We start from the raw sequence: 24,772 nt of genomic DNA on the forward strand, positions 1-24,772 counted from the left end.
AAGATATTTAAAGCGAATAAGGGCGCATGGCGGATGCCTTGGCTTTAGGAGGCGAAGAAGGACGTGGTAAGCTGCGATAAGCTACGGGGAGATGCAAACGATCGTTACATCCGTAGATTTCCGAATGGGACAACCCAGTACACTGAAGGTGTATTATCCGAAAGGAGGCCAACGCAGGGAACTGAAACATCTAAGTACCTGCAGGAAAAGAAAATAAATTAATGATTCCCTAAGTAGTGGCGAGCGAACGGGGAAGAGCCCAAACCGTGGTGGCGTGCTGCCACGGGGTTGTAGGACTACTTTTAGAAAGTCAGATCAAGTTGAATCATCTGGAAAGATGAGCCATAGCAGGTGATAGCCCTGTAGACGGAAATTCTGATGGACGTGTAGTATCCTGAGTAGCGCGGGACCGGAGGAATCCTGTGTGAAACTGCCAGCACCATCTGGTAAGGCTAAATACTCCCTAAAGACCGATAGTGAACCAGTACCGTAAGGGAAAGGTGAAAAGTACTTCGAACAGAAGAGTGAAATAGTACCTGAAACCGTGCGCCTACAAGCGGTCGGAGCCTGTTAAAGGGTGACGGCGTGCCTTTTGCATAATGAGCCTACGAGTTACTCCTCACTGGCAAGGTTAAGCACTTAAGTTGCGGAGCCGTAGCGAAAGCGAGTTCTAACAGAGCGACAATATAGTCAGTGGGGGTAGACGCGAAACTTTGTGATCTATCCATGGGCAGGTTGAAGGTTTGGTAACACAAACTGGAGGACCGAACTCATTAGCGTTGAAAAGCTATGGGATGACCTGTGGATAGGGGTGAAAGGCCAATCAAACTGAGAGATAGCTCGTTCTCCCCGAAATGTTTTTAGGAACAGCCTCGTATTCAGAGTTATCATAGAGGTAGAGCTACTAATTGGGCTAGGGGGCTTCACCGCCTACCAAACCCTAATAAACTCCGAATGCTATGATATTATCTACGGGAGTGAGGCTGTGGGCGCTAAGGTCCATGGCCGAGAGGGAAATAACCCAGATTAACAGCTAAGGTCCCTAATCGTATGTTAAGTTGAACAAACGCAGTTTAAATCCTATAACAGCCAGGATGTTGGCTTGGAAGCAGCCATTCATTTAAAGAGTGCGTAACAGCTCACTGGTCGAGGGTTTAAGCACGGAAAATAATCGGGCATCAAACATACAACCGAAGCTTTAGGATTATCGTAAGATAATCGGTAGGGGAGCATTCTAAACTGCATTGAAGGTGTATCGCGAGATATGCTGGAGCGTTTAGAAAAGAAAATGTAGGCATAAGTAACGATAAAATAGGTGAAAAACCTATTCGCCGTAAGACTAAGGGTTCCTGATCAACGCTAATCGGATCAGGGTTAGTCGGGTCCTTAGGCAAAGCCGAGAGGCGTAGCTGATGGCAAACTGGTGAATATTCCAGTACCTGCTATAATTTCGATGGGGTAACGGAGTAGTGAACAGACCGCGCACTTACGGAATAGTGCGTTAAAGGGTGTAGTTATATTCTTTGTAGGAAAATCCGCAGAGAATGATGAACCTGATAGTACAGTAAAGCTTCGGCCGCACTGATAGTGTCTCTAATCAGACTTCCAAGAAAAACCTCTAAGGTTCGGTTATAGCAGCCCGTACCGTAAACCGACACAGGTAGTCGAGGAGAGTATCCTCAGGCGCTCGAGTGATCCGTGGTAAAGGAACTAGGCAAATTGACGCTGTAACTTCGGGATAAGGCGTACCGCAGTAATGCGGTCTCAGTAAAATGGTCCAACCAACTGTTTAACAAAAACACAGGGCCCTGCAAAATCGAAAGATGACGTATAGAGCCTGATACCTGCCCGGTGCTGGAAGGTTAAGGAAGGATGTTCGGGGCAACCCAAAGCTTCTGACTGAAGCCCCAGTAAACGGCGGCCGTAACTATAACGGTCCTAAGGTAGCGAAATTCCTTGTCGGGTAAGTTCCGACCTGCACGAATGGTCTAATGAGTTGGACACTGTCTCTACCACGAGCTCGGTGAAATTGTAGTATCGGTGAAGATGCCGGTTAATCGCAACGGGACGGAAAGACCCCGTGAACCTTCACTACAACTTAACATTGATTTTGAACCACAGATGTGTAGGATAGTTGGGAGACTATGAAGCAGCTTCGCCAGGAGTTGTGGAGTCAACGTTGAAATACCAACCTTCTGTTGTTTAGAGTCTAACCCGGCAACGGGGACATTGTTTGGTGGGTAGTTTGACTGGGGTGGTCGCCTCCTAAAAAGTAACGGAGGCTCGCAAAGGTACCCTCAGTACGGTTGGTAATCGTACGCAGAGCGCATTAGTAAAAGGGTGCTTGACTGTGAGGCTGACCAGCCGAGCAGGAGCGAAAGCTGGCTAAAGTGATCCGGTGGTTCTGCATGGAAGGGCCATCGCTCAAAGGATAAAAGGTACTCCGGGGATAACAGGCTGATCTCCCCCAAGAGCTCATATCGACGGGGAGGTTTGGCACCTCGATGTCGGTTCGTCACATCCTGGGGCTGGAGAAGGTCCCAAGGGTTCGGCTGTTCGCCGATTAAAGTGGCACGTGAACTGGGTTCAGAACGTCGCAAGACAGTTCGGTCCCTATCTGTTGTGATCGTTAGTAAATTGCGGGGACATGACCTTAGTACGAGAGGACCGGGTCGTACGTACCGCTGGTGTATCGGTTGTGCCGCCAGGTGCAGTGCCGAGTAGCTATGTACGGAAAGGATAAACGCTGAAAGCATCTAAGCGTGAAACCAACCTCAAGATGAGTTTACTTTTAAGGGCCGTCGGAGACTACGACGTTGATAGGCTACAGGTGTAAGGGTGGTAACATCGAAGCCGAGTAGTACTAATTGCCCGTAAGCTTTAATTTTATTTATATTGTATTATAACTTTCCCAATATGCAACTTATTGCGTTACCGTAATGGTAACAAAAGATCTTCAAGATCTTATGGTGGTTTTGCCAAGGGTGTTCACCTCTTCCCATTCCGAACAGAGAAGTTAAGCCCCTTATGGCCGATGGTACTGCACCACAATGCGGGAGAGTAGGTAGCTGCCATATTTATTGAAAAAGCCTCTGAATTTATTCAGAGGCTTTTTTCATTTTATACCTTGCTGGAAGCTCGTTCTATTAATTCAACAGGAAATACAAAATTCTGCGTAATCTTCACCGTCTCATCCTGGTTGATCAATTGCACTAAAATCTCTACAGCTTTTTGCCCCATTGAATAACCGGATTGCTCTATCGTACTTAGCGAAGGAGAAATAATGCGGGATGATGCGTCATTGGAATAACCCACTACCTTAATCTGTTCCGGTATCTGAATATTAAATTGTCTCGCCTCCTGGATGAAGGCTATAGCCGAAGTATCATTCGTAGAAAATAATCCATCCGGTAATACTTCCTGAGATAATAACTGTCTGGCAGCAGTAACAGCTGCATCAGCAGTCAGGTTATGCACATATATCAGGGATTCGTCAAAAGGAAGGCCATATTGCGCTAAAGCTGCCTTATAACCACTTAATCGTTGCTGATACAAATTACACGTCAGAATACCCGAAAAATGAGCAATACGTTTGCATCCTTGTTTGATCAGGTGCTCCGTTGCCAGGTACCCTCCCCTGAAATCATCACCCGTAATGGTATAACCATTGAAGTCGGCTGGTACCCGATCATAGAATACCAGTGGAATGTTGTTCTTGATAAAGGGATTGAAATGTTCAAACGTGGTGGTAAACATCGAAGAAACCGCCAGTAATCCATCTACTCTTAAAGAATAAAAGGTTTGCACCAGTTCTTTTTCCATCGCAACCGTATCATCAGATTGACCAATCACAATGCTGAAGCCATATTTATGTGCTTCGTGCTGGATACCGCTGATAGCAGTGCTTTGGAAATACATGGAAGTACGTGGAACAATCAGCCCCAGAATGTTGGAGCGTTTCTTTCGAAGACTGGATGCGATCCAGTTGGGGACATAACCCATATCAGTGGCAGTCTGTCTTACTTTTTCACGTGTCTCCTGATTAATCAGGGTATTGTTTTGCAGTGCCCTTGAGACCGTGGAAGCAGAGAGATTTAGCGACTTAGCTATGTCGTAAATGGTGACTTTTGAAGTGCGTTCTTTCACATTTTTGAGGTTCAGTGATATAAATATAATGTAAATGCTACAACTCAAAAAAAAACGCTTTCTGCCAATGACAGAAAGCGTTTTTATAGTATCAGTGATAAGATCTTATTTAGGATCTAAAGCTTGGTTAATCTTCTCATACAAATCATTCAGATGATAACGGCTCATGTTATCTCCGGCTGTTGCAGCAGCAGCTTTCACTTCACCTTTCAATGCAACTAGTTGTGCACGTGCAATGCTGCTTACATCAGCAGGTGTAGCAGAAATACTGGTGGCTGGACCAATCACGATCATCATTCCATCACCGGAATTGGCAGGTGGTTCACTGATCAGGCCCACCAGGTTATCCACATAATTCTTTTGCAGGTTCCTGCGGAATACGTCGATTGCCTGATGTGTAGTCAGTTCACTAAAGATTCCTTTTTTCAGATCGGTCAGCAGGGTAATAGCTGTATATGTATTGTTGCCTTCATTTGCTTCTGAGTTGATCAGTTTTGTCAATGTACCGGAACTCATGATGCGTTGAAGAATTGGATTCTGACGGGCACTGATGATAGCAGTGGCGTTATTACCAGTACGGCTCAGGATCTCTTTATCAAGTAACCATTTTGGCGTGGTGAATAATTGTTGTTGTAAGAACTTTACGGCCTCCTGCTGTGTTGCTTTGGGAACAGCGGCATATACGCCACCTTCCTGCTCTACAGTTTTTGGCGTTTCATATATTCCACCTATGTTTTTAGCCACATGGCCCATGTACCTGCCAAACTGTGTATTGATCTCTTTGTACAATTCGCTGAGATTAGCATAACCTTCATTTGGAGAACTTGTCCATGTAATGAGGTTAGGCATAATGCGCTGCAGGTTTTTAATACCATACTCACTTGCTTTCATAGCATTATCACCCAGGTCTTCATTCTGAGATCTTGGATCGTCAGGATTCATTTCAGTACCAAACCAATATTTCTTATCCTTCAGTTTTTCGATGGTCCATTTATTCAAGATAGGCTGTTCTGCAGTCGGATCAGTCACACCAGGAATCTGGCGATATCCCCATTCAATGGCCCACTTATCATAGAAGTTAATACGAGGGTAGAGGTCAGCACCGGTAATTCCATCTCCTGGTTGTGCAACATAGTTAAAACGTGCATAGTCCATAATAGAGGGGGCGTGGCCGTTAGCCCTGACCCATTCCTTATCTCTCAGTTTTTCCACAGGGTATGCAGAGCTGGAACCGAAGTTATGACGGAGGCCCAGGGTATGTCCTACTTCATGAGAAGAAACAAAGCGAATGAGTTCACCCATCAGCTGATCATCGAATTCAATCTTACGTGCTCTTGGATCGTTGGGCGCACATTGTACAAAGTACCAGTTACGCAATAAGCGCATCACGTTGTGATACCAGTTGATATGGCTTTCGAGGATCTCACCGGAACGGGGATCATGCACATGCGGACCACTTGCATTAGGAATATCAGAAGGCTTGTATACGATTGCTGAAAAACGGGCATCTTCCAGGCTCCAGGTAGAATCTTCCGCTGGGGTAGGGGCCATTTTAGCAATGATCGCATTTTTAAATCCTGCCTGTTCAAATGCAGTTTGCCAGTCATTGACACCCTGAATCAGGTAAGGCACCCACTTTTTAGGAGTAGCGGGGTCTATGTAGAATATGATGGGTTTCGCGGGTTCCACGAGTTCCCCGCGGTTATACTTTTCTCTATCTTCCGGTTTGGGCTCCAGGCGCCAGCGGGTGACCATCGATAATCTTTTCACACCTTGTGGATCAGCATCAAAGTCAGTCACAGAGGTAGTAAAGAAACCAACGCGTGGATCAAAGTACCTGCTCTTCATCGGGGTAGCAGGCAGAAGGATCATAGAAGTATTCAGTTCCAGCGTAGCATTGCCACTTGGAGAGTTACCTCCAGGGCCCTGACCACCACCGGATTTGGAATAGGTTTTCACCGTTTTGATCTCCGTATTGATGGGGTAAGACTTCACATCCACGATATAAGATTTATCAGGCTGTACCCCGCCCAGTTTAAGTCCTGACTTGGTACGCGGATCAAAGAAGAAGATATCATTATCACCCTGGATGTAATCTGTGAGGTCAATCACGCTATTGTGAGCGCTGTCGGAGAAAGCTTTGATATCAAAGGCCGCTGCAATAGGTTGGATATTAGAATTCATCACGGCCTGGAACATCGGTTGACTGGAATCTTTTGAAATCTCAGTGTAGGAGATGTTTTTCAGGAATATCCTGTCATTTGGACCTTTATCAAAGCGGATCACATTTTCCCCTATTTCATCACCGCTATAACCATACATAGAAGAGCGCAGGCCGGCAGCAGATTTAGAGATACGGTTTACTACGAGGATATCTCTTCCCAGAATGGAATCGGGTATTTCGAAGAAGATTTTATCATCTTGTTTGTAGATAATGAACAGTCCGGAATCCGTTCTGGCGCTGGCTGTGATGACATCACTGAACTTTTTTGGTGCGGTTTTAGGACCACTTTTAGCAGGCAGTGGAGGGCGTGCAGTGGAGTCGGTGGGTGTGGTGTTACCCTCATGTTTTTTTCTTCTTTGGGCTGCAGCAGGGCTGAAAGTCCCTGTAATCAGCAGAAAGGAACTGAAAAAGAAAGCCGCAGAGGAGCGGATAAAACGTTTATTCATTGATAGTTATTAAGTGGTTGTTCTTGATTTAGCTGTTTTTTTAGAAAAGTAAGTTGCAAATAAACATATTAAGCAGTAACTTATGCGGGAAATCCATAAACGCTTTAATACCTTTAGGAATGGAAGTTTTGGCCTATGTGGGGGAATAATTGTTTAAAGGTATGTTAAAGTAATAGCGGGAGCCAGAGATTATGAGTAAATTTATTGATATGGTAGCTTTTATATTTATATTAGGCTATGATTAGGATTCAGTGATATCCACGAGCACAGGGTCTTTCATCAAAAGAATACGCTTATGAGAATCGGAGAGAATGGTGGGAACTATATGTGAATGACTGAAGGGCACAACGGCAAGATAACCATCAATAAGGGCAAATTGACGCAAAGTGCCATTGGTAGCGGGAATTAGAAAGAGAAATGAGATAAAATTTCTGTTGGAACATTTAAAATATTTCTTAAATTGTGCGTCCAACTTTGAATAAAATCAATAAATTTCAGGTTCCAGGGATAGTATTTCTTCAGGGGAATGCCCCAATCTTTGATATATTTTGTATTTAAACAAATTAAGTGTCGCTCAAACAAAAATCGGAATGCATAAAGTCTGCCACAGGCGGGCTTTTGGGGAGGGAGATTAAATTTTGTGAGATTTTTTGAGCTGCACTTGTTTTTTTAAGTCAACCGTATAACTTTGCGAATCACGTATTTAACATTGCAGAAATAACAAAAAAACAATAGTTTAATCTTTAACACTAAAATTCAATCAACATGGCTGAGACTAAAACAACTGTGACTGCAGCTTCTGCCAAAGCGAATTCATCTCATCAACCTAAGAAATCAAACAATGCATTTGCAATGCTGGCTGTGCCTGTTTGTATCGTAATAGGTATTCTTTTTTACATGTTTGTATTAGGTAATCCTAACAACTTCCAGGGTGGTATTATCAACGAAAACTCACATCCGGTTGAAGAAGGATTAGGCAAATGGTTTGGTACAGTTTACATGGGTGGTATCATCGTACCTATCCTGATCTCTGTATTACTGATTTGTATCACTTTCGTAATCGAGCGTTTCCTCTATATCTCCAGAGCGAAAGGTAAGTTTAGCGGTGCTGAGCTGGTAAGAAAGGTTCAATATCACCTGGCTAACAAAAATGTTGACGCTGCTCTGGCTGAGTGCGACAAACAAAAAGGTTCCGTTGGTAATGTACTGAAAGCTGGTCTGAAGAAGTACAAAGAAATGATCACTAACACTGAGCTGGATACTGAGCAGAAAATTCAGGCTATCAAGCAAGAGATCGAAGAAACAACTTCCCTGGAACTGCCTATGATGGAAAAGAACCTGGTGTTCCTGTCCACTATTGCTTCCGTAGCTACCCTGTTAGGTCTGTTTGGTACAGTATTGGGTATGATCAAATCCTTCTCTGCGATGTCAGCTTCTGGTGCTCCGGATTCTGGTAAACTGGCAGGTGGTATCTCTGAAGCGTTGATCAACACCGCTCTGGGTATCTCTACTTCAGCAGTTGCGATCATCATGTATAACTACTTTACTACAAACATTGATAGCATCACTTACGCTATCGACGAGTCTGGCTTTACTTTAACTCAGAGCTTCGCTGCGAACCACAAATAATTTTTAATTATTTGTGTGGAAAAAATGCGGTTTTGAATCTTATAAGTAAACCAAAAAGGAGTAAAGATGCCAAAAGTTAAAATGGCTAGGAAGAGCACGCTGGTTGACATGACCGCGATGTGTGATGTGGCTTTCCTGCTGCTCACGTTCTTCATGCTGGCGACTAAGTTTAAGCCGGATGAACCGGTAACTGTGGTAACTCCGTCTTCAATCAACACCAAATTGTTGCCTGATTCCGATGTAATCATGTTAACAATTGACGAGAATGGAAGGGTATTCTTTAGTATGGATGGCCAGCCTAAACGTCAGAGACTGATCGAAGACCTGAATACCCAGTATAAATTGGGTCTGGATGCAAAAGAGATGAACAACTTCATTATCGGTTCCAGTGTTGGTACTGAGCTGAAGAATCTCAAATCTTACCTCGCGCTGAAAACAGCAGAACGTAAGAAATCCGGTCTCGAAACAGGTATCCCTACTGATTCCGCTAACAATGAGGTAGCAGTATGGATCGAGTATGCAAGATCTGCACAGGGTGGTAACCCCAGATTGCAGTATTGTATAAAGGCTGATAATAGCACCCCTTATCCTAAGATCAAGGACGTGCTGGATACTTTCAAAAAGAAAGGTATTCAGAAGCTGAATCTGGTGACTAACCTTGAGGCACCACCTCCAGGTACTGCTGCTGCTTTGGCTCGTGCACAAGGCGGTGACAAGAAAGAAGAATAGAAAAGTAAACGGCAGGCAGTGCTGAGGCGCTGAGTTGCTTTTGAAAACTAAAAAAAAGAGCTACTATGGCAGAAATGGATACCAGCAGTAGTGGCGGTGGGAAGAAACACCAGGGTACCAAATCCAAAAAGCATTCTACCCGTGTAGACATGACTCCGATGGTGGACCTCGGCTTTCTCTTGATCACCTTCTTCATGTTGACTACTACCATGAGCAAGCCCAAAACAATGGACTTGATCATGCCGAAGGATACAAAGAATGAAGAAGAGCAAAACAAGGTTAAGGAAAGTACAGCCCTCACTATATTGCTTGGAAAAGACAATCGAGTATACTATTATGAAGGCTTAGCACAGGACCCAAGTGCCTCTGCTAATCCTGATTTTTTCAAGGCGACTAGCTTTGCTAATAAAGATGGCATCCGCGATGTTATCATTAAAAAGCGGGATGATGTTGCAAAATTGAGAAATGCAAAAGGTGAGCCTGAAGATGTTGTAGTGATTATCAAGGCAGATGATGATGCCAAGTATAAGAACTTTGTAGACATCCTGGATGAAATGGCTATCAACCGTATTCAACGTTACGCTACTGTCGACATCAGTGACCAGGATAAAACCTGGATCCATCAGACAGAAGCTGCTAACGGCGGTGGTGGCGGCAACCAGTAATTGAGGAACTAACTAACTTTTGCATCCATCTTAAAAATTGAAACAATGGATACCGCTAAAATCTTAAACTCCGACTTTCTGGATATCCTGTTTGAGAACAGGAATAAGGAATATGGAGCTTATGACCTTAGAAGACAATACAACAAAAGGGTGCGCAATGCCCTCATCGGCAGCGCAGCGCTGATGTTGCTTGTTATCGTAGGTTACGCTATCAATACAGCGATAATGAAGGCTGAAAGGGATAACCCTAACAAGCCCGTTATCGAAACAATCAAGATGGAGGACGTAAAGATCCCAGATGATCCAAAAACACCTCCTCCACCTCCACCTCCACCAGCTCCACCGCCACCGGTGAAGCCTTCAGTGCAGTTCACGCCTCCCATTATCAAAAAAGATAGTGAAGTGCCACCAGATGAGGTGCCACCTAAACAAGAGGACCTGAAAGATAAAGCTGTAAGTACTAAAACAGTAGAAGGTGATCCTAATGGTATCGACCCAGGATTGCTGGAAGACAGTAAAGGTACAGGTGTGGTAGAAGCTCCTCCAGCTCCGGCTAAAGAAGAGATCTTCACATTCGTAGAACAGCCTCCTACCTTCCCAGGTGGTGAAGAAGCACTCGCGAAGTTCCTGAGCAAAAACATCCACTATCCTCGCGTAGCACAGGAAAATGCGATCTCAGGTACTGTATTCGTACAGTTCGTAGTAGACTCAGAAGGTAACATCAAAGATGTGAAAACTGTAGGTGCTGCGAAAGGTGGTGGTCTTGAAGAAGAAGCTATCCGCGTGGTGAAAATCATGCCTAAATGGAAAGCTGGTAAACAGAACGGCCGTCAGGTATCAGTTCAGTTCAACCTGCCTATCCGCTTCACACTGCAAGAGTAGTACTAACGTACGCTTAATAGAAAACACCCTGTCACGGCCTAGCCATGACAGGGTGTTTTTATTTATTGGTATATTGCCGTCTGATTTGCAAATGAAATTATGATGCTCGGGAATAATCTTACAGGATATGATGATACTATTGTAGCCCCCGCTACTGCCGCCGGTGTAGGCGCTATTGCTGTACTGCGCCTCAATGGAGCCAATGCCATTGATATCTGCAACCAGCTCTTTCCAGCCAAAGACCTGCATAAACAGGCCAGCCATACCTTACATTTCGGTAGCATCGTGGAGAATGGTCGTACCATTGATGAAGTAGTCGTGGGCCTTTATAAAGCGCCCCGCTCTTACACCGGTGAAAACATCGTGGAAATCTCCTGTCATGGTTCTCCCTACATCCAACAACAAATCATCGATGCCTGTATTCGTGCCGGCGCCAGAATGGCAAAACCCGGTGAGTATACCATGCGTGCCTTCCTGAATGGCAAGCTGGACCTGACCCAGGCAGAATCTGTAGCCGACCTGATTGCCAGTAACTCTGCCGCCAGCCACCAGACAGCCATGCAACAGATGAGAGGTGGATTCTCAAAAGAACTTTTCGCGCTCAGAGAACAACTCATCAGCTTCTCTGCACTGATTGAACTGGAACTGGATTTCAGTCAGGAAGATGTGGAATTTGCTGACCGTACCTCATTCTATAAACTCATCAGCGAAGCGATGCAGGTGGTCAAGCACCTGGCTGATTCCTTCCAGATGGGGAACGTGATTAAGAATGGCGTGAACACTGCCATCGTCGGCAAACCCAACGCCGGAAAATCAACCCTGCTCAATACCCTGCTCAATGAAAACCGTGCTATTGTAAGTGACATAGCCGGCACTACCCGCGATACGATCGAGGAAATCCTCAATATCCAGGGCATCCTGTTCAGATTGATCGATACAGCTGGTATCCGCGAAAGCAATGACACTATTGAAAGTATCGGTGTGCAAAAGACCATGGAGAAAATTCGTGAGGCCGGTGTAGTGTTATACATGTTTGATGTGAACCAGACCAGTGTTGAAGACCTGCATGAACAGATCGGTGCCTTTAAAAAAGATAATATCAACTACCTGCTGGTAGGGAATAAAACTGATATCGCCGGACTGGAAGCCAATAAATCCAAATTCAGGGGCATGGAAGACATCTTGTATATCTCCGCCCGCCAGCATGAGCATATCGAAGACCTGAAAAACCGTCTGGTACATAAAGTCATGAGTGGAGATATCAACACGGAAGCGACCATTGTGACCAATGCCCGCCACCATGCAGCCCTGCAGGAAGTGATGAAGTCCCTCATCGATGTAAAGAATGGATTAGACAATCAGTTGCCTGGAGACCTGCTGTCGCTGGATATCAGACGTTGTCTGCATTTCCTTGGTGAGATCACCGGACAGATCACAAATGAGGACCAGCTGGATTTTATCTTCAGCAAGTTCTGTATCGGGAAATAACCTTTTTGTAGCTTGGGTAAACGAAATCCATTGCCAATGTCGAATCTGAAAGCCCTGTCTATGAAGAATGCACCAGGTTTCGAACACTACGGATATGATGAGCGGCGCTACCTAAGCCAGCTCAGTAAGATCAATTCACTCAGACCAATCTTTGCCCTATAAAGGGTAGATCCAGGTTTTACTGCCAGTGACCCGTACTCTGATCTGGTACAACCGCAGGTATAAGAAGAAGAAAACCATTGTTAAGTAATTATGAATTACGCCCAAATGCTGGCGGTATGCTTATCATAGAGGAGTTATTTATCTATTATGAAAAAGATATTACTCGTTCCCGCATTACTCATGCTGGCATTCACCACCTTCGCCCAACAGGCGGAGCATGTCATCTTAATAACCATTGATGGCTTTAGACCCGACTTTTACCAGGACGCTTCCTGGGGAATGGTAAACCTGCGTATGATGAAAGATAGCGGGGCCTATGCGGATGGTGTCAACAGCGTATTTCCAACTGTAACCTATCCCAATCACACCTCTCTCATCACAGGTGTTACACCAATGAAGCACGGTATTTATTACAACACTCCTTACGAGCCAAAGGGGGCGACCGGTGTATGGTATTTCTATTACGATTCATTGAAAGTACCAACCCTCTTTGATGCCGTACACAAAGCTGGGAAGAAATCTGCCAGTGTGATCTGGCCCGTAACAGTACATGCACCGGTTGATTATAACATTCCTGATGTATGGCCATTGGACAAAAACAAAGACAGAAGGGTAGCGATGGCTGAATATGGAAATCCATCCACGCTTTGGCAGGAAGTACAAGATAGCGCTACGGGCAAAATACAGGAAGATGACTGGGCGATGAACAACGGAGAATTGATCTTTGATGAAAACATTGCCAGAATCAGCGGTTACCTGATTCAGAAATATAAACCAGCTTTCATTACCCTGCACTTCCCATGTACTGATCACTACGAACACCAGATTGGTCGTGACGGTTACCTTGTCAGAAAATCAGTATCCGGTGCTGACAGAGCCATCGGTACTATTCTGGAAGCGGTGAAGAGAGCTGGTATTGCCGATAACACGACCATCATCGTTACCGGTGACCATGGGTTTGTGAATATTGAAAAGTCTTTTAATCCAAATGTATTATTGGTTAAAAACGCTATCAAGGCGCAATTCCACGCCTGCGGCGGTTCTGCTTTCCTTCACCTGGAAGATAAGAACGACGAAGCAACTGTGGATAAAGTGATCGCCATACTGAAAGCCTTACCCGCTGACCAGCAGAAAATGTTCAGGATCTTAGATCGTCAGCAACTGGATAAAATAGGTGCTGATCCCAATGCGGCTATGGCTATTACAGCTTTAGGTCATGTAACGATTGGTAGTTCAAAGAAAGGAGAATTCATCAAGCCCGCTAAAGGTGGTACCCATGGCTACTATCCTGACTTCAAAGAAATTCAGACCGGCTTTGTCGCTTATGGTGCTGGTATCAAACAGGGTGGACATGTCAAAGAAATGAACGTCACTGATGTAGCCCCTATCATTGCTGAATTGTTGAAACTCGACTTAGGCAAGGTAGATGGCAAAGTGCCTGCAGGCGTAATAAAATAAATGCTATGGGGCTGTCTAAAAAGGTACCCCCTCTCGGGTAGGTGATGGAGACGAAATGGCTTTTACGCAATTCTCAGCGCCTTCATTTTACTTTTAGTCAGCCCCGTGCCTTCTTCTGAATCGCCAGTTGCGAGTCATAATATTTACTCAGAAAATGGTACAACACCAGTTCATGCTTGCGCTGCCCTGTTAATAAGATCCTGTTCAAAAACATGTGGATATAACTAGGTAGTAAATCGTCAGCAGCAATATCGGCAGGAATCATCTCCCTGATAAAAGCAGATCGCTCATCAAACAATCCCTCAATGCCATTCTCCACATCCTGTCTGGGATCGAGAAAGCTACTCAACTGCCGCATCTCTTGTCTATACTTACTATTCAATTGTGTTTGTAAATCCTGTGAGCCGCCAAACTCCTGGAAGAAACCTTCCCTGATGGCTTTCATGATACCCGCTCTTCTGGCCAGATCATACCCAAAATCCTGTAATAATACATCTACACCTCTGGCACCTAATAGCCATCTGTAGCGTTCACCTTCTTCACCTTCCAGCTGGCAGATACAATTTAGTACTGCTTTACTATCTGCATGAAACACATGTTCACTGAACTCCATGGTAGCTGCCCCATATCTTTCCACCTCTCTCACATAGGTATCTGTCTGTACTTTATAGATTAATTCCTGTTTCTGATACTGGCCCAGCTGTTCATGCAGCAAGTGCAGGATCTGGTGCCAGAAGGTGGGATCACTGTTATTGTGAAACCGTAACCGGATATGATGTTCCGGATCATTGTACCTTATAAAAAACCATTTATCCGCCAGCTGTGCTGCTTCCACCTGTGCAATCAGTGGCGCTACTACAGTAGTCAGCATATCTTCTGTTGTTTTGCTGCCTCCATATAGTTTGATATAGAGCCACTCACTACCTGTGATAAACCTACGTGCAGGCTCAGACCCGTTAGTGTGCAAAGTTGATGCAACCGTTACTTTATTCGCAAAAGGGATAATCAACTCATTCGTAAATCGTCCTGATGCACCCTGAATCCAGCATTGATCCGGCGTTCCAATCACTTCCTGCAACGTGATCTTCTCTTTCTTTTCCAGCATTGTCTGTAGCAGTTTCACACTCACGGCATTCTCCATATCTATGAACAGCTCATTATCGCCTTCCATAATGGTAATGTACCGAGGCAGGTGCAAAGCCTTTATAGCATCTCCCTTTTTCAAATGCCAGGTCGCCTTGCTCAGCACGATTTTTTTATAACTTACCCTCGGTAAAAAAGCCGGTTGTACCGGCAAATGCCATTGCCAGCCAGCCGCCATATGCGATTGCAGATCACAGAGAAAATGATACACCGGCAGACTATTCCGGGCAAAATTATGCGCCGTACTTAGTCTTGGAATCACTCGTTTATTATATCTCTTAGAGCGCAACACGATTTTATTCTGACGCACACTGATCATCAGATCTGTAATCGGAAATTGATTTTCTGCCGGTACACTACCATTACCGAGATACACAATTTCATATGCTCTCAATTGAGGACGCAGCAGGATATTCCCCGTTCTCGCTTCCGGCAAATGCACAACCTCTGCATAAATTACAGCTGGATCCTGTTGTTCTTCCTCCCGTAAACATTCACGAACATGCGCCAATAACTGTGCATCTCCATGACAAAACCGACCTAATAAATTTGCAGAAGAAGGGCCACTGAAACCATTGAACTCAAACAGATAGTCCCCATTATCTATCGCCTCGGCACTACTGCCATGCAGACTCCCCATCAGGTACATACTGGATGGCAACACCACGGGCACCGGGTTTTTCAACGTTTCCAGATCTGCATCTGTCAACTCCAGTGATGATAGCCCCTGTTGCATACAAACATGCAGTTTCTCCAGCTGAAAACTCCGGAACTTACTCCACTGCATATTCGTCTGCTCCTCATTTGTAGTGATGGCCAGGTCATCAATCAATGGAGTATGATCCGACTGACTATGGGCATATCCAATACCCGCCTCATTATCCAACGCTAACGCCAGTGGTATTTCCTGGTCTTCATACCGCTCTCTGAAGCGGTTCATGAAGTTGGTCATATCCGAATTGGTATTCGGTTTCGCCATTTTCCACAACGGCAATACCTGGTCCTGCAAGTCTTTGATTAAGGAAGAACTAATTGTATTCTGTGTAGTTGCCAGAAACAGATCCGTCTGTACCAGGTCTTTACTTTTCGTATCAGGTAATAATTCCTGCACCAAAGCATGGGTACGCAGGTACTTATCCACACCCGCAGCCGAATCTGACAATAATTGTTGAATCTGTTGTAAAGTATGAGCGATCTGCTCCGTACCTGATAATGTGGATAACCGCTTTAATAAGTAAGAAAAGAATTCATCGCCTGTGACTGTCGGTTCTAGTTCACTTACTAATAGCTGATTTACAATCAGCTCATCTATAAACTCACGCGCATCCTCCTCCATAATCTCCTCGTCCACAATCGCTGCACACAATTGATCGATCGTTGCGCCAGCGCCAGCTACAGACAATAGTGTTTCCAGATATGGACTCCTGCTTACCGCCGCCAGTTCGTAGTTTCTGAATTTATTTTTCACCGTAAACCCTGCATACCGGAAAGTATCCGCTACCGGGTAAATAGAATTATTAGGGAAATACCGTAATTGCACCTTTACCTCGGGCAACTGTGTGATCATCGCTGCCAGCTCTGCCACATAGTTCATATCCAGTCGGCAATGTTTCCTATGCTCCTGACCGATTTTAATAGCAGTAACATCCGAAAAGTACCCCGTAGCGCACCCTGCAAACAAGCCATACGGCGTACACCGCGTACTCATTCTTAGCACATACCTATATAGCGCCATACACATTTTCTCACTACCTGTGCCACCCTGCAGCCACTTCATGAGCTCCTGGTACAACTCCGGCGAAGCGATATAAATCGATTCCTGCAAAGTCGGATCTTGGAACAGGGAAAACAATTTGGCAGGTAGTGCCGCCATATCAATTTGCTGAAACTGATCTAAGAACTGTATAGACTGTAAAGGAGTTCGTACTAAATAAAAGTCCTTGACGGTGATCATATAGGATGGGCTAAGTATAGTAAGATAACATTATTGTCTTAGCTGCAAGATACCCTGAAAGGGGGAAATTTTTCCAACTGGACAATAAGTTGTCAAAATCGCCCTGCGACTGAGTATATTCTCTTTATCTTTTAATAAATTCTATTAACCATGAAAAAGCAAACAGCTAAAAAGCTCTCCCTCGGCAAGATCCACATTGCGAACCTGAAAGCCCGGCAACCTGAAGAAAAAAAGCCCACGCTCGTCACTGGTTGCAGCTTTTTTAAGTGCACGCCAACAGTTCGTTAATCATCCTTAAAAAAGCATCTCATGAAAAAGGAATCCACCAAAAAATTGAACTTAAGCAAAGTGAAAATCGCATCCCTGCAAGGCACCAAAAAGGACAAAGCCGAATCAGGTAGTGCGGTATGCACTCAAAACGCAAGTCATGTACTCTCCATTTGCAGTATTGACTCCTGCAGATATTGAGTATTGGAAAAGGGGCTTGCCATAAAGTGAGCCCCTTTTCGTAGTTTACGGATATGTATCAGAAAAGAGTAACCCATATCCTGAAAGACATCAGTCTGCAGCTAGACCAACTCCTCAAAACAGATCATCAACCCGGATTACTGGGAGGGCACACCGGTTGTGCTTTATTCTACGCCTACTACTACCAACTCACCGGAAAAGAAGAATACCTTGAAAAGGTACATGCGCTTATACTCAGCAGTATAGAAGCGATGTCATCCCATGCGTTGTTGCCTACGCATTGCAATGGCATTGCCGGCGAAGTATGGTGTATTCAACACCTCATGAACCAGGGTTTTGTGGATGGTGATATGGACGAGATCTTCTCTGAAGTAGATGTGCTACTGGGCGACCAGATGATAGCAGACCTGAACAATAAGCGATACGATTTCCTTCACGAAGGGCTGGGTATAGCATTATATTTTCTGGAAAAAGAAACGCCAGACCCACGGTTATCAGAAATCGCAATAGCATTAGCAAATACTGCCACTCATCTCCCAAACGGCATTACCTGGGAAGATCATTTTTCCAGGCAAACAGTACCTTCTTTGCCTGATGAGCCTTGTTACAATTTGGGTATGGCCCATGGTATGCCTGCCATTGTTGGTATATTATCAAGGATAAAGGCAAAAGGTATTGATGCCGGTAATCTGGTAGAAAAGAGTCTGGACTGGCTACTATCAGTGAGTAATCCCCCCGGTTCTCCCTCACTATATCCAACGCTTGTGAACAACGCAGGAACCGCACTTACTGCCAGCCATAGCCGTATGGGCTGGTGTTATGGCGATCTGCCGGTTGCCATGACGCTGCTGTATGGCGGATACACCAACCCGGCATACGAAATACTGGCCCACAGCGTACAAAACAGGGATGTTCAGAACGGCATCGTGCACGACACCTGCATCTGTCATGGGAGTGCGGGCATCGCCCATATCTTCAACCGGGCTTACCGTGAAACAGGGGAAAAACTCTTTCAGCAGGGAGCCGAAAAATGGTTACAACATACGATTGATATATATGATAGTCCTGCCGGTATAGGATTTTATGGTGATGGAAAATATGAAATAAAGGAAGGTGTACTGGAAGGTGTCGCCGGAGTGGGTTTGGTGCTGATTGCCGCACTGGATAAGGATACGGAGCCCGCCTGGGACAGGTGTATCCTGCTTTCTTAAAGACCCGGTTTTTTGGTAAATTACATATAATTGAAAACCCATGATCCGCCTGTATTTTGTGGATAATCATCCATTGATCCTGGAAGGGCTGCGTGCATTGCTAAAGGGCGCACCCGACATCACCGTTGCCGGACAAGCCCGCAATGGTGCCTCCTGCCTGTCATTCGTTTCAGCACATGCTATTGATTTAATTCTTACAGATGTATGTCTGCCTGATATTGATGGGGTGGATTTGTGTGCGGCTATAAAAGTAACGCATCCTTCCATAAAGCTATTGGCATTAAGCTCCTGTCGGGATGTGAAATATATAACTGAGATGATGGCCCATGGAGCGAGTGGGTATGTGATGAAAGATGCGGATAGGGAAGAATTGCTGGAAGCGATTCATACGGTGTATAATGGGGGAACCTATTTCTCGCCGGGAGTGAGTCAGTTGTTAGGGGAAGGGAAAAAGCATCACCTGACAAGGCGGGAAAAAGAAATCCTATCATTAATTGCCGAAGGCAATACAAATCCTGAAATAGCGGAGAAGTTGTTCATTAGTGCAGATACAGTAAATAGCCACAGGAAGAACTTGCTGGCAAAACTGGAAGTAAAGAACACCGCCATGCTAATAAAATATGCAGTAGATAATCACCTGCTGGTATAGGGTCCATCGGCGCCTACAGGCGTCGATATACCCTTTATAAATAGGAAAAGCGTNNACGCTTTTCCTATTTATAAAAACGCTTAAACTCAATTACTCTTAAACTCTATCTTATCCACCACTACCTCCAACTTCTTCAACACCCCCATATCCGTCTTCACCTTCTTATCGCCCGTCACCTTATCATACATATTCGGATCACCGGAATTATTCGCCTTAAACAACACTAACACTCCTTTGCCCGCAATTTGTCCACCTTCCCAGCTATTCACAATCCCACCATCTGTCCACTCAAAACCATTGATCTTGAAATCACGGCCATTCACCTTCACCACCTTATCCAAAGGATCACCTACTTTAATTCCAAATGGAGATTTCCACTTAGCATGTGGCTTTGTAAAAGTAATAGTCGGACTCTTATCACCATCAAATATCACCTGCATTTCATTGTCAGTATCAGGGAATACGAAATATGCATTACCCGCATCATTGCCTGCCAGGTCTGTAGTACCACGATACACTACATTCTCTTTCCCATACAGATTTTCCAGTTCCTGAGGGGTACGCAGTTTGAAAAGTGTACGTACATCCCAGTTATAATCTTCTCCACCTGCAGCAGCAGTCGCTGCAGTAGAATCACCTGGTTCTGCAACACCCGCAGATGCCGCTGTAGGGGTATTATCATTTTCATGAGATACAGTCGTAGCTTCCTCTTCAGAAGAAACCTTCCTGGCAGTTGCTGGTTTCTTAGCTGGAATAGGCTGTGGTGTTGCTGCAGCTACCGGCATTGCGCCCATCTTTATAATAGTCGCTTTCTCTTCAATCAATGTCTTACTTTCATTCTTATACTTATTCACTGTATAAGTCGCCAGTGGAAACACGCTGCCACTCAGCACCCCCATCTCACGGAAATACGCAATCAGGGTCTGACGGTTACAGTCATTATACTGGAACAAAAACTTCAGGGATTCATCCAATGCCGCCGGATCACTTTTCAGATCGGTCATGGTCTTATCAATATCCAACCCGCCGGTCCCGCTCTTGGAAAGCTGGTCGGCAATGAAAAGCTCGGCCTGATGATTCTTTTGTTGATAGCGTTCTGCTACCCTATTGGAAAAGTCTTCTGCTATATTAGCGGAAAGTTTTGTCTGTGCGCTCAGTGCTATGGGGAGCAGGAGCATGAAAAATGCTAGAAACCTTTTCATCCATGTGAATTTAATGATAGCGACGCTCGTTATCGGGTTAATAACGGGCATCACAGTCACTAAATTATGTAATATTACGCAGACGGCAGTTTTTTCACTACATATAGCGGCAACCAGGTAAACAGGATCGCCAATCCACCTGCTATCACCCCTGAAATAATCGCCAGCCAGGTTCCCTCAAAACTATACCCTGCTGGCATACTCACATGGATGATCCACATAGCCCCCGTAACCACAATTACCGTTGCCAAAGCATTGACACCAGCCATTCTTAGCATAAATGACAACTTTGAATTGTGAGAAGGCAACATAAATGCCAACCCCTCTTTCTCCAAAAGCGTAAAGTATTTCTTTAATATGTCGAACGTAATCCCAAATGGCAGAAAGATCGCCATGGGAATCAGAAAACGCGCCATGGAATGCGCTCCCCTGAATAAACTGACTGCATGCCTGTCGTCGAACCCAAAGTAGGGTACAACGGCATTGATCAGCAGGTTGGTTATGAAATAAATATATAATTGTTTACGTGTGAAGGTCTTTAGCAATTTATCCCTTGACCCCATAAGTTTGTTTTATACGGCTTTTCTCCTGAAGGATACTGATCGCCTTCATTTGTATCGCCCGGGCATCACTTTCAGGTAGGAAAGCCTCGTTGGAAATAAATGTAAAATCAAGCAGCCCTTTGTAGGTAGAAGCCACCAATGTATTCGGATTGCGCCAGGGAAAACCGGCACTCGGACTATACACCGTTTCCAGCTCGAAAGTCTCAAAACTCTCCGGTAGGTGTAATTTCCCCATATTTGATAAGGTCACATCATGCGTACCATCTGTCGTTTTCAAAAATGTCACCATCCTGGGCAGGGAACTATGAAAATGCTCCCCCATGTATAATAACTCGTGGATATTGATCTTGTCAATCTTCGCCATCAGGTCATTCTTAAAACTCCGGGTCTTGGACCAGAAATCGTTCAGGGCACTGGTATCCGCAGATAATTCTACAATAGGTGCAAATGCAAACAGTTCATCCTGCGCGATCTCAGGTACAAATCTCCTGATATCTACCGGGCAAATGAGCTTATTATGCGCCTGCGATGTTCTCACCTGCCTAAAGGCTTCCAGAAAAGCCACTGAAATGGCCGCAAAAAGAGAAGTCCCTTCCTCCTTACACCGGTATACCAGCGTATTACTCAACTCCTGGCTCAGTTTCCAGTTTAATAAATACCCCCTGCTGGTCACCGGCTTTAATCCCCGCGTTTTCAACCACAATACCAATCCCGCTATCTTCCCAATCACGCTGGCCCGGAGTTTGAATTTTTTATTATCCAACAGCGATAAAGGCAATAACTCAGATATATGCTCAAAAGAAGGATAAGGCGGCAGATCCAACAAAGGATTATCCAACCCCATCAGCAACTCCCGCAACAATGTCAGAATAGAACTCCCGTCACAAATACAATGTGGACAAACCAGCAATAATTCCGAAACCATATCCGATTTCAGCCAAACCACCCTTGCCAGTGGCCCCTTAGTGACCTCGAACGGCCGGTACCACTCATCCACACTCACCTGTTGCCAGTCCTCGTTTGTATAACGTTCACGTATATCAATAGGAATCGGCGCGATCTGCGTATCTGTTACATAATAAGGCGCTCCTTTTTCATCTTCTCTGATCACCACTCTCAATAGCGGATGTTTTAGCTGCAACTTCAGCAGGGCCTGTTCCAGTCTTTCCTGATTGATCTGCCCTTTGATTTTTACGGGAAATATACAATTCACAGGTGCCTCAGAGGATACATACATGACCCTCTCTCCAACAGTTAATTTTCTGTTCATATGGTTAAAATTGGTGTGGTGCTGGGTAGTACTTCTTTTAATATTTTGAGGAGAGCGTCTTTAATAGCCCGGGCATCGTCCAGTGCTAAAAAGTCATCATTGGAAATAAATGTGAAATCCATCTGCCCTTTATATGTACAGGTCAATACTGTATTCGGATTAGCAAAAGGACCGATCACGGCGGGACTAAATACTGTTTCGATATCAAAGGTTCGCCAGTGCTCATCAATATCCAGTTGTCCCATGTTGGAAAACATCAGGTTATAATTGAGTTTGCCATACGTCAGGAATTTGATCATGTGTGGAATAGCGGAATGTGCATATTCCAGGGCATGTACCATAGAAGTGTCCAGTCTTTTCTGTTTGTCAGTAGCGATGGGCTGTAACAGCTGCACCCTTGTCCAGAAAGGCCGGGTGTGTTCATCCGGAATTTCCAGTGTAATGGAAAGACCTACGGAGAAGATGGAATCTTTGGTAATAGCCGGTACATACTTCCGGATATCTACGGGACAGGTCACCTTAGCAGCACCCTGTTCTCCCTTTACTTTTCTGAAAGCACTGGCCAGTGCTACACAGAGGGCGGTATTCACGGTAACACCCATGGCCTTACACTGACGTACCAGTGCGGATGTCATGCCCTCATCCAGTTTCCAGTGTAACAGGTAGTCCTTTTCACGGTTGGTTTTTGACTTCCCTTTTGTGGAAACCAGCGCGGCCAGTAGTTGAGAACCATATTTAACAATGCCGCCTACTAACTTTGCTTTCATTAATGGCCACCCTGTACGTTGCGCTGCAGGAATAATATCTTCAATTGTCAATAAAGAACGATGCATGCCAATATCCTTTGAAGGATTATCCAGCAGGGCGATGATTTCCTTCATCAATGCCCACCGGCCCCCGCCATCACAAAGACAATGATGCAGCGAGAGCACCAGGTCTGAATAATGCAGTGTTCTGATCCAGGTCACTCTTGCCAGTGGTGCGGTAGCCGTGTCAAAAGGCTGGGCCAGTTCTGCTAAAGTGACCGTGATCCAATCAGTGCTATGAACGATCTTCAAAGGAATGGTACCAGGTTGTTCCTGCACTACATAGTGGTCATCGATAATGTTTGCCCTGAGCAAAGGATGTTTGGCCTGAATACAAGCCAGTGCATGTACCAGGTTCTCTTCTGAGATTGACCCTTTGATACGGATAGCAGATACGACATTGAAAGGTGTGTTGCCATCTCCCAACATCAGCCTTTCGGGAAAGAGTAATTTTCTTTTCATGCAGTTAACCTTGCTTTAGTGCGTTGTGCAAAAGTTTCTAATAGCTCTACCGCTTTATCGTTTCCTCCAGCCTGTATAAATGTATCTCTGATGTGCTGTGCGCCTTTTCTGTATTTTTCATTTTGTAAAACTTCCCACATAGAATCCCGCAGATCGCTGACCCGTAGCCGCTTGTAGCGCAGCTTGATACCACACCCTGCATTTTCAATGAGTGATGCAGTGTGGAAATGATCGTATGCGATGGGAGTGATGAGCATAGGTAACCCATTCAGGAAAGCATCGTTCACCGTGTTGAAACCACCATGACAGATTACCGCATCCATATGCGGCATCAGTTGTGTTTGTGGTACATAGCCCTGTACAATGAAGTTGTCCGGCCAGGTTTCAAAAATCCCCGGATCAGTCGCTGCAACGATGGTCAATGGTTCATTGGCAAATGCTTCTATCAGTTTGCCAAAAAATTCCTTTCTGATATCTACCAATAATGTACCTAACGACACGAATACCTTTGGTCCGATGGCTCTTGATAAACGATCCCAGTCGAACGGTGTATTATTCGGTCTGCCCTTTACAGGTCCAATAAAACGCATGTGTGGCAAAGGTTCCTTACACCCTGAGAACTCTTCAGAAGTAAATACAATATTCATCTCTCTTGAATGAATGGCAAACTCGCCTGAGTAAATGCCCATCTCATGATGCAGGCCTTTGATCAGGTTCTGCTGCCATTCGAAGATCTTGGGTGACTGCATACTATCTGCTGTCACATCAGGAGGTACAGGTGTAGTCGTTACGCAGGGAATATCTTTTTGATGAGCACAGATGGCACCTGCAAAAGTGATGCAATCACTTACAATCACATCCGGCTGAAACTCATCAGCTACCCTGTTTACACCATTGATCATAATACGGCAGAAGGGGAGGTAAGTCTCTTCCAGAGCCAGTTTCAGGGTCTCTACCCCAGATAGTTTCGGACCTTCGTCCTGCTTTTGTAAAATATGATGGATAGCAGTCTGGTATTCCGCCAGCTCTGCATGTGGTACGATGAATTTTCCTCCTGCAGGAATATGCTCGGGAGCCAGTTCTTTCAAGCCTACCCATATCACTTCATGTCCCTTCGCAATCAGGCTGCTGCCTACACTGAGGGTGGGACTGATATGCCCGAAGAAGGGCGGTACTACAAACATGAATTTAGACATAGGATAGTGGTTTTTAAGA

18 protein-coding genes and 2 rRNA genes are annotated in these 24,772 nt (G+C 45.0%); 12 read left to right on the plus strand and 8 right to left on the minus strand.

All coding sequences use genetic code 11. From position 1 onward, the window contains the following. Positions 1–6 precede the first annotated feature (6 nt). Positions 7–2,887 (plus strand): 23S ribosomal RNA (locus BW716_RS26675). A gap of 78 nt (positions 2,888–2,965) precedes the next feature. Further along, positions 2,966–3,077 (plus strand): 5S ribosomal RNA (rrf, locus tag BW716_RS26680). A 43-nt stretch (positions 3,078–3,120) separates the two neighbouring features. Here rrf and BW716_RS26685 read toward each other — a convergent pair. Both BW716_RS26685 and BW716_RS26690 read right to left on the minus strand, forming a co-directional pair. After that, the gene (locus BW716_RS26685) at positions 3,121–4,146 is read right to left on the minus strand and encodes a LacI family DNA-binding transcriptional regulator (protein ID WP_143709056.1); all 1,026 of its coding nucleotides are present in this window, start codon (positions 4,144–4,146) and stop codon (positions 3,121–3,123) included. 105 nt (positions 4,147–4,251) lie between these two features. Continuing rightward, positions 4,252–6,816 (minus strand): zinc-dependent metalloprotease, encoded by a 2,565-nt coding sequence (locus BW716_RS26690; protein WP_083728737.1) that lies wholly within the window; start codon positions 6,814–6,816, stop codon positions 4,252–4,254. Between the two features lie 765 nt (positions 6,817–7,581). On the opposite strand from BW716_RS26690, the gene BW716_RS26695 reads away from it, so the two are divergent. From BW716_RS26695 to BW716_RS26720, 7 genes are all read left to right on the plus strand, one after another. Then, a complete protein-coding gene (locus BW716_RS26695; RefSeq protein ID WP_083728739.1) occupies positions 7,582–8,445 on the plus strand; it encodes a MotA/TolQ/ExbB proton channel family protein in 864 nt (287 codons plus the stop codon). A 66-nt stretch (positions 8,446–8,511) separates the two neighbouring features. Beyond that, positions 8,512–9,174 (plus strand): biopolymer transporter ExbD, encoded by a 663-nt coding sequence (locus tag BW716_RS26700; RefSeq protein WP_083728741.1) that lies wholly within the window; start codon positions 8,512–8,514, stop codon positions 9,172–9,174. Positions 9,175–9,239: 65 nt separating this feature from the next. Next, positions 9,240–9,839 carry a biopolymer transporter ExbD gene (locus BW716_RS26705; RefSeq protein WP_083728743.1) on the plus strand — a complete coding sequence of 200 codons (600 nt, stop codon included), beginning with the start codon at positions 9,240–9,242 and terminating at the stop codon, positions 9,837–9,839. Between the two features lie 45 nt (positions 9,840–9,884). After that, entirely contained in the window at positions 9,885–10,721 is an 837-nt protein-coding gene (locus BW716_RS26710; RefSeq protein WP_083728745.1) for an energy transducer TonB, read from the plus strand. A gap of 99 nt (positions 10,722–10,820) precedes the next feature. Continuing rightward, positions 10,821–12,209 carry a tRNA uridine-5-carboxymethylaminomethyl(34) synthesis GTPase MnmE gene (gene mnmE / locus BW716_RS26715; RefSeq protein ID WP_306460913.1) on the plus strand — a complete coding sequence of 463 codons (1,389 nt, stop codon included), beginning with the start codon at positions 10,821–10,823 and terminating at the stop codon, positions 12,207–12,209. A 36-nt stretch (positions 12,210–12,245) separates the two neighbouring features. Beyond that, positions 12,246–12,371, plus strand: coding sequence for a hypothetical protein (locus BW716_RS38520; RefSeq protein ID WP_255373907.1), 126 nt, complete (start codon positions 12,246–12,248; stop codon positions 12,369–12,371). 147 nt (positions 12,372–12,518) lie between these two features. Then, the gene (locus tag BW716_RS26720; RefSeq protein WP_083728749.1) at positions 12,519–13,829 is read left to right on the plus strand and encodes an alkaline phosphatase family protein; all 1,311 of its coding nucleotides are present in this window, start codon (positions 12,519–12,521) and stop codon (positions 13,827–13,829) included. A 97-nt stretch (positions 13,830–13,926) separates the two neighbouring features. Here BW716_RS26720 and BW716_RS26725 read toward each other — a convergent pair whose 3' ends face one another. Further along, positions 13,927–16,926 carry a lantibiotic dehydratase gene (locus tag BW716_RS26725; protein ID WP_083728751.1) on the minus strand — a complete coding sequence of 1,000 codons (3,000 nt, stop codon included), beginning with the start codon at positions 16,924–16,926 and terminating at the stop codon, positions 13,927–13,929. A 150-nt stretch (positions 16,927–17,076) separates the two neighbouring features. Here BW716_RS26725 and BW716_RS36960 point away from each other — a divergent pair, with 150 nt between their 5' ends. The 3 genes from BW716_RS36960 to BW716_RS26735 all read left to right on the plus strand — a co-directional run bounded on the left by BW716_RS36960 (position 17,077) and on the right by BW716_RS26735 (position 19,254). Further along, positions 17,077–17,214: a hypothetical protein gene (locus BW716_RS36960; RefSeq protein ID WP_179091285.1), complete on the plus strand. Its 138-nt coding sequence runs from the start codon at positions 17,077–17,079 to the stop codon at positions 17,212–17,214. A gap of 233 nt (positions 17,215–17,447) precedes the next feature. Further along, a complete protein-coding gene (locus BW716_RS26730; RefSeq protein WP_083728753.1) occupies positions 17,448–18,605 on the plus strand; it encodes a lanthionine synthetase C family protein in 1,158 nt (385 codons plus the stop codon). Positions 18,606–18,645: 40 nt separating this feature from the next. Further along, entirely contained in the window at positions 18,646–19,254 is a 609-nt protein-coding gene (locus tag BW716_RS26735) for a response regulator transcription factor (RefSeq protein WP_083728755.1), read from the plus strand. A gap of 86 nt (positions 19,255–19,340) precedes the next feature. Here BW716_RS26735 and BW716_RS26740 read toward each other — a convergent pair whose 3' ends face one another. The 5 genes from BW716_RS26740 to BW716_RS26760 form a co-directional block, all read right to left on the minus strand. Continuing rightward, positions 19,341–20,456, minus strand: coding sequence for a hypothetical protein (locus BW716_RS26740; protein ID WP_143709057.1), 1,116 nt, complete (start codon positions 20,454–20,456; stop codon positions 19,341–19,343). A gap of 74 nt (positions 20,457–20,530) precedes the next feature. Next, on the minus strand, positions 20,531–21,019 hold the full coding sequence (locus tag BW716_RS26745; protein WP_143709058.1) for a hypothetical protein: 489 nt from the start codon (positions 21,017–21,019) through the stop codon (positions 20,531–20,533). Then, the gene (locus tag BW716_RS26750; RefSeq protein WP_083728761.1) at positions 21,003–22,289 is read right to left on the minus strand and encodes a condensation domain-containing protein; all 1,287 of its coding nucleotides are present in this window, start codon (positions 22,287–22,289) and stop codon (positions 21,003–21,005) included. The genes BW716_RS26745 and BW716_RS26750 overlap by 17 nt, the downstream gene beginning before the upstream one ends. Next, positions 22,286–23,557, minus strand: a complete 1,272-nt coding sequence (locus BW716_RS26755; RefSeq protein WP_083728763.1) for a hypothetical protein — start codon at positions 23,555–23,557, stop codon at positions 22,286–22,288. The genes BW716_RS26750 and BW716_RS26755 overlap by 4 nt, the downstream gene beginning before the upstream one ends. After that, positions 23,554–24,753: a glycosyltransferase gene (locus BW716_RS26760; RefSeq protein ID WP_083728765.1), complete on the minus strand. Its 1,200-nt coding sequence runs from the start codon at positions 24,751–24,753 to the stop codon at positions 23,554–23,556. The genes BW716_RS26755 and BW716_RS26760 overlap by 4 nt, the downstream gene beginning before the upstream one ends. Positions 24,754–24,772 lie beyond the last annotated feature (19 nt).

The sequence above is a fragment of the [Flexibacter] sp. ATCC 35208 genome (assembly GCF_001975825.1).
Taxonomy (GTDB): Bacteria; Bacteroidota; Bacteroidia; order Chitinophagales; family Chitinophagaceae; genus Chitinophaga.